This window comes from Trichococcus sp. (genome assembly GCF_049589555.1).
Classification (GTDB): domain Bacteria; phylum Bacillota; class Bacilli; order Lactobacillales; family Aerococcaceae; genus Trichococcus.
Window position 1 is genome coordinate 1 of sequence record NZ_JBAWAZ010000118.1, and the last position, 5,447, is coordinate 5,447.

7 protein-coding genes are annotated in these 5,447 nt (G+C 45.3%); 1 reads left to right on the forward strand and 6 read right to left on the reverse strand.

Annotation, left to right across the window (positions count from 1 at the left end):
• Positions 1-283, forward strand: a 283-nt coding sequence (locus WBV27_RS05040) for an NmrA family transcriptional regulator (RefSeq protein ID WP_424199990.1), incomplete at its 5' end; no start/stop codon positions are given.
• A 95-nt stretch (positions 284-378) separates the two neighbouring features.
• On the opposite strand, the gene WBV27_RS05045 is transcribed toward WBV27_RS05040, so the two are convergent.
• The 6 genes from WBV27_RS05045 to WBV27_RS05070 form a co-directional block, all read right to left on the reverse strand.
• A complete protein-coding gene (locus WBV27_RS05045) occupies positions 379-1,263 on the reverse strand; it encodes a hypothetical protein (protein ID WP_424199992.1) in 885 nt (294 codons plus the stop codon).
• Positions 1,264-1,372: 109 nt separating this feature from the next.
• Positions 1,373-3,328: an NAD(+) synthase gene (locus WBV27_RS05050; protein WP_424199994.1), complete on the reverse strand. Its 1,956-nt coding sequence runs from the start codon at positions 3,326-3,328 to the stop codon at positions 1,373-1,375.
• Between the two features lie 312 nt (positions 3,329-3,640).
• Complete coding sequence (locus WBV27_RS05055; RefSeq protein ID WP_424199996.1) at positions 3,641-3,808, reverse strand: hypothetical protein; 168 nt, start codon at positions 3,806-3,808, stop codon at positions 3,641-3,643.
• A 169-nt stretch (positions 3,809-3,977) separates the two neighbouring features.
• Positions 3,978-4,586 (reverse strand): DUF4230 domain-containing protein, encoded by a 609-nt coding sequence (locus tag WBV27_RS05060; RefSeq protein ID WP_424199998.1) that lies wholly within the window; start codon positions 4,584-4,586, stop codon positions 3,978-3,980.
• A gap of 108 nt (positions 4,587-4,694) precedes the next feature.
• Complete coding sequence (locus WBV27_RS05065; RefSeq protein WP_424200000.1) at positions 4,695-5,072, reverse strand: hypothetical protein; 378 nt, start codon at positions 5,070-5,072, stop codon at positions 4,695-4,697.
• Between the two features lie 11 nt (positions 5,073-5,083).
• On the reverse strand, positions 5,084-5,447 hold a 364-nt coding region (locus WBV27_RS05070; RefSeq protein ID WP_424200002.1), incomplete at its 5' end, for a hypothetical protein.

Consider the following 5,447-nt stretch of genomic DNA (forward strand, 5'->3'; position numbering starts at 1 on the left):
CAACAATGTCAGCTATCAAGCCATCTCCGATGAAGCAAACTACGCCATCTTCGACGCAATGGGCGTGCCGAGAACAACAGAAGGTGCATTCAAAAAAGACTCCGAAGCACCCTTCTCGTCTGAAGGCATGGTCACTTTCGGCGAAGCGATTCGCTTAGGCAAGATGGACAACTTCACTGATGATTTCAAACAGCTCACAGGCGAAGATGCCATCACAGTTAAATACATGTTTGAGCAAGCTGATGATTTTCAGGTTGGCGAACGCCATTCGGAAGACAAATAATTCGAGAAAAGAACGTGGTTGCCTCGATGGCCCCACGTTCTTTTTTGTTTTTCATCCATAGAAGGAACATAGATTTACTACTGTCTCTGGAAGCCTTATCGTTGCTGCAATATCCTCATGAACCGGATTTCGAAATAGGCGGCGAACACTGCTAAAACCACAAAAATGCCGATTTTTGTGATCAGGACCGGCAAAGGAATCGCTATTCCTGCCGCAACTTGGAACACCGTCTGGACAGGCAACATTATCCCCATGACCATGCATATGATCAGCAAAATCGAAAGAAGCATATAGCCCAGTCCCTCCCTCTTGCGCGGGAGAAATAAACAGCTGAATGCCAGTGGGCTGATGATGCCCATGTCCAAAACATAGGTTGGTTCCGTCGTATAGACCTCGATCATCGCCAAGGCACGGCCGGCCAGCAAGGCGCTGATGATATCGGGCAGCCAGGCAATGAAAAGTGCGATACCCGTCACCGCCAGGAAAGCATAAATCCCCTTATATGGAAGTACGTTCGTGATGGACTTTTCCAACTCTGAATAATCCATGCCGCTCATCGCAATGATCAAGGCAAAGAGCGATGATGAAAAAAGGGCGATATACACCAAGTGGAGAGAATTATAGGCCACGCCAAACGCAATGTTTGAAGCATAGTAGAGGAATAGAGCTATCACGGAGGCCAGTAGGATTCGTCGCTTCACAGTCTTCTTTTTCAAGTCCAACAGCGTTGCTGCAGCCAGCATCGGGACCCCCACCACAAGAATGGTTAAGTCGGTCCCTTTGAAGATGGGTACCCTGAAAAAGGAATCGTGGGCATAGATGCCATCCCCGTACATTTTGACGCTATCGCCATACTGGTTGATGATGTCGAAAGGCGCTCCACCTGTTGTATAGAAAAGCCCCGTGGCAGTAGCCACCACACTTAAAATGATGATCAAGAATGAGAGGATATGCAGAACGTTGACATTATTATTTTTCATCGGATTCACTGATTTCCTTTCCAATAATTCTGCTTATAGAATAGGTTTCAGCCTTTCGCGTCTTCTTTGTATCTCCGGATCCAGAGACGGCCAGCATAGTCCTATTATGTTACACAATCCGCTCCAATTCACTCAGCCAAAGTTCATAGCTGGCATCACTCGGCATGCGCCAATCACCTCGGGGGGAAAGACTGACCGAACCTACTTTCACGCCGTCCGGCATGCAGGAGCGTTTGAATTGTTGGGTGAAGAAACGTTTGTAGAACACCCGGAGTTGATTGATGATCGTTTGCCTATCGCTGTCCTCAAAGGCGTGCTCAGCCAGGAAAATGATCTTGGCGGGGTTGAAGCCGAACCGCAGGACATAATAAAGGAAAAAGTCGTGCAGATCATAGGAGCCTATAACCTTTTCCGTCATCTGCTGGATGTTCCCGGACTCATCCAGCGGAAGCAATTCGGGACTGATCGGCGTATTGAGAATATCTTCCAGTACCTTTTTGATATTGGGCTCAGCCGATTCCGCAAACCATGCTACTAAATATTTAACCAAGGTCTTTGGTATGCTGGCGTTGACGCCGTACATGCTCATATGATCGCCATTATACGTGCACCAACCCAATGCCAACTCCGACAAATCGCCTGTACCGACCACCAGCCCTGCTTCCTGGTTGGCGATATCCATTAAAATTTGGGTCCGCTCCCTCGCTTGGAGATTCTCGTAGGTGATATCCTTTTCATTTGGATCATGGCCGATATCCTCCATGTGCTGGATGCAGGCGTCCCGGATGGATATGTCTTTAGTCGTGATCCCCAACGCCTGCATCAGTGATGCGGCATTAGCGTAGGTGCGATTGGATGTCCCGAATCCCGGCATGGTGACCCCGATGATATCTTTGGCTGGGCGCTGAAGCTGCTTATACGCATGATAGGTCACCAGAAGGGCTAAGGTGGAATCGAGGCCACCGGAAATCCCCAACACCGCCTTCTTGATGCCTGTCTTATTCAAACGTTGGGCCAATCCGGTTGCTTGAATGGTGAATATGTCGGAACACGACTGCTCACGAGTCTGTTTTTCTGCCGGGACAAAAGGTTTAGGGTCAACCTTGCGGCGGAAGTCAGTCGTTTCATTTTCCGCTTCCGGAGCTGCTGCCGCGTGATGTAGCTGGAAAATGACGGTTTGATAGTCATGGCGTTCCACATTGCCCATGAAGGAATTGATTTTTCTGCGGTCATTCATGAGACGCTCGATATCGATATCCTGGATGAGCAGGGTTTCCTGTAGGTTCATCCTGTCTTCTTGCAGCAAGGTTCCGTTTTCTGCGATGATGGCATGCCCGCCAAAAACCAGATCGGTGGTAGACTCGCTGGAGCCAGACGAGGCGTATAGATATGCTGCGATACATTTCGCGGACTGCCCCGCCACCAGACTTTTTCGGTAGGCTGCCTTGCCCACCACTTCATTGCTGGCCGATAGGTTGAGGAGCAGGTTGGCCCCGTTCAGCGCATGGTTGGAACTGGGTGGAATCGGAACCCATAGATCTTCGCAAATTTCCACACCGATCACCAACTCCGAACCGGCATCTTTGAACAACAGATTCTCGCAAAACGGGACCTCTTGCCCACAGAGGCTGATTTTGTCGGAAATGCGGTGAACGGATGAAGAAAACCAACGTTTCTCATAAAATTCATTGTAGTTAGGGATAAAGGTTTTGGGGACGATGCCTAATATTCTGCCTTTGAAGAAAACGACAGCGCAATTGAACAGTTGATTGTCTGCCCGCACAGGCATCCCTGCCGCAATCACCATTTCAAGAGATTTTGTCCCCTGCAGCAATTCCGTCAACTCTTTCTCGGCCGCCTCCAGCAACAGACGCTGATGGAACAAATCCCCGCTGCTGTAGCCCGTGATACTGAGTTCAGGGAACAGAAGCACGTTGACCTTTTGAGAAGCGGCTTTAAAGCTTAAATCCAATATTTGCCGACAATTGAACGTTGGATCCGCAACCTGAAGTTTTGGAACGGCTACTCCTGCCCGGATAAAACCGAGCTCGTTTAACGTAATCACAAATAATCCACTCCTTTTCCGAAAGAAACCCGCAAATCAACAAGCGCTTTCATTTGTAAGTCACAGCCACACAAACGACATCAAGTACTGTTGCGGCCATTCCATATTATTTTCTTCTTGGCACAGTTTGGACGATCTGACGGATTTCAACACCTTTTCACTTTTCCTCTTTGCTCAAATTGTATCATACCGAAAGAGTCAACCGTTACTGCGGCGCGCGACATTCTCCGCTTTACGAATCCTTTACTCAAAAACCGTTAATTAGCTTCGGGCAGCGCATCCTTATATATTTAAGAGCGTCGATTCTAAGCGTTATACTGGAGGGGAATAAGGCTGGATGACAGCTACGATTCCGACTATGAAGAATTCCAGCATGGCCTCCACTTCGACGATGATAAAACCTATGACGAACCGTATGATGCAGACATGGTGAAATACATGTTCGAGAATGCTGACGAGTTCCAGGTCAGCGAACGCCATTCGGAAGATAACTAAATCCGATAACAAAAAAGGAGGGGCTGTCTCAAGGTCATTTGAAATCGACTTTGAGGCAGTCCCTCTTTGTGTGGTTTTTCAGCATAAGTTGACATAGCTGATTACAGCATTAAAAAATGAACCCTCTCGGCGGTGATTCTCACCAGTAATAATTTTAATAGAACTCAATTATAACATCATCGTAACCATTGGAGCTATAATGAGAAATCAACAATAACTCTGCTCTTTTGTCTGCCTCTTCCAAAAAGCCATTGCTAATTTTTTCTTCTTCAAGTTGTTTTTTATGAGCATTTATTTCGTCAATGATGGTCTGAGTGGGATAATCCGAAAATATATTTCCTTTGACATCTTCCACTTTCGTTTTTTCGGTCTCAACAACATTATCGAGTATATAGGATTTCGGGACTTTGACTAATAATCGTTTGGAAACTTCATCATACGATTGTTTAACCTTAGAAAAATCTGTTCCTGCCTTTAGATATCCAGAATATTCGATTAGTTTGATTGCCTCTGCAAAATTAAAATCAGGAAATACAGGCACTGGTATACTCCTATCTGTGCGGCTTATTATTACATTACTGTATTCATACTTTAATGTTGCCAATTCTGACAGTTCCACTAATTTTTCCTGCGTTAAAGCTGTTTCTGAGGTTTTATTAGTTTGGATGGAAATTATTTCAGTTTTATTTAGTATAAACAATCCGGCTGTCAAAACAAACCCTATAGCAAGTATTGACACTAGCCTTTCCTTTAGTTTTTTCATAATGAAATACTCCTCACATATTAATATTAAGACAGGTCCTTCATTTTTAGTGTGTCATCCCAGTGAATGGATCTGGAAATAGTTGAATGTTTGTTTCACATCTTAGACTTACCTGAATGGCTTTCTCGCGATCTTAGAGATAGCCTGTCGGAATTCCCCCCATTGCTCAGGGTAATCATTACTTCCATGTTTAGCAATTGTATGGCCATCCATCACTATTTCAATATGCCATTGTGTTCCATCCATGATACCCTGATCTACATATTCGGCTTCCCAATTCAACAAATCTAATGTTTCCAGCTGTTCAACGAATTTTCCCCCAGTAGCTAATCGAATGGTTCTATGAACTGTTTCTTCGAGTTCGCCTTCGCCGCCATGAGTCCAGCTGACCAGATTATTCTCCAAATCAACCCCCACTTGGTAATAACCACCAAAGTAGCCACCGACAGATGTTTCAATCTTTTTAATTTTTTCATATTCCGTCATAAGCATTTCCTTTATTGTGCACTAAAATAGAAGGACGCCGAAAAATTTTCATCATAAGAAATCAAGAAGTTGTCTCCTATTGGAGCATATTTAACTACACGTCCAGATGCTTCTGCTCCAGGAAAAATATCAGTATAACCGAATTCGTTACCCTCGAGGCTAGCGTATGCATCTTGGGCAATTTCGCTACCGGATGATGACACGATTTCAAAATTTGGCAGTATCGTGAAAGGTGTGTCTTGATTCCCATCCAACAATTTCATCGTTACATCAAAAATGACCCATTCCATGCCTTCAGGAGGTGCTTCGTTGAATTGGTTTTCAGCCATCAGGATGTCTAGGGCAGCTTGACCTTTTGTGATGCCACTGATCTGA

Bases quoted from the DNA above. Each gene is read 5' to 3' on its own strand.
- WBV27_RS05045 (WP_424199992.1), bottom strand. From the start codon at position 1,263: ATGAAAAATAATAATGTCAACGTTCTGCATATCCTCTCATTCTTGATC.
- WBV27_RS05055 (WP_424199996.1), bottom strand. From the start codon at position 3,808: ATGGCGTTCGCTGACCTGGAACTCGTCAGCATTCTCGAACATGTATTT.
- WBV27_RS05060 (WP_424199998.1), bottom strand. From the start codon at position 4,586: ATGAAAAAACTAAAGGAAAGGCTAGTGTCAATACTTGCTATAGGGTTT.
- WBV27_RS05065 (WP_424200000.1), bottom strand. From the start codon at position 5,072: ATGACGGAATATGAAAAAATTAAAAAGATTGAAACATCTGTCGGTGGC.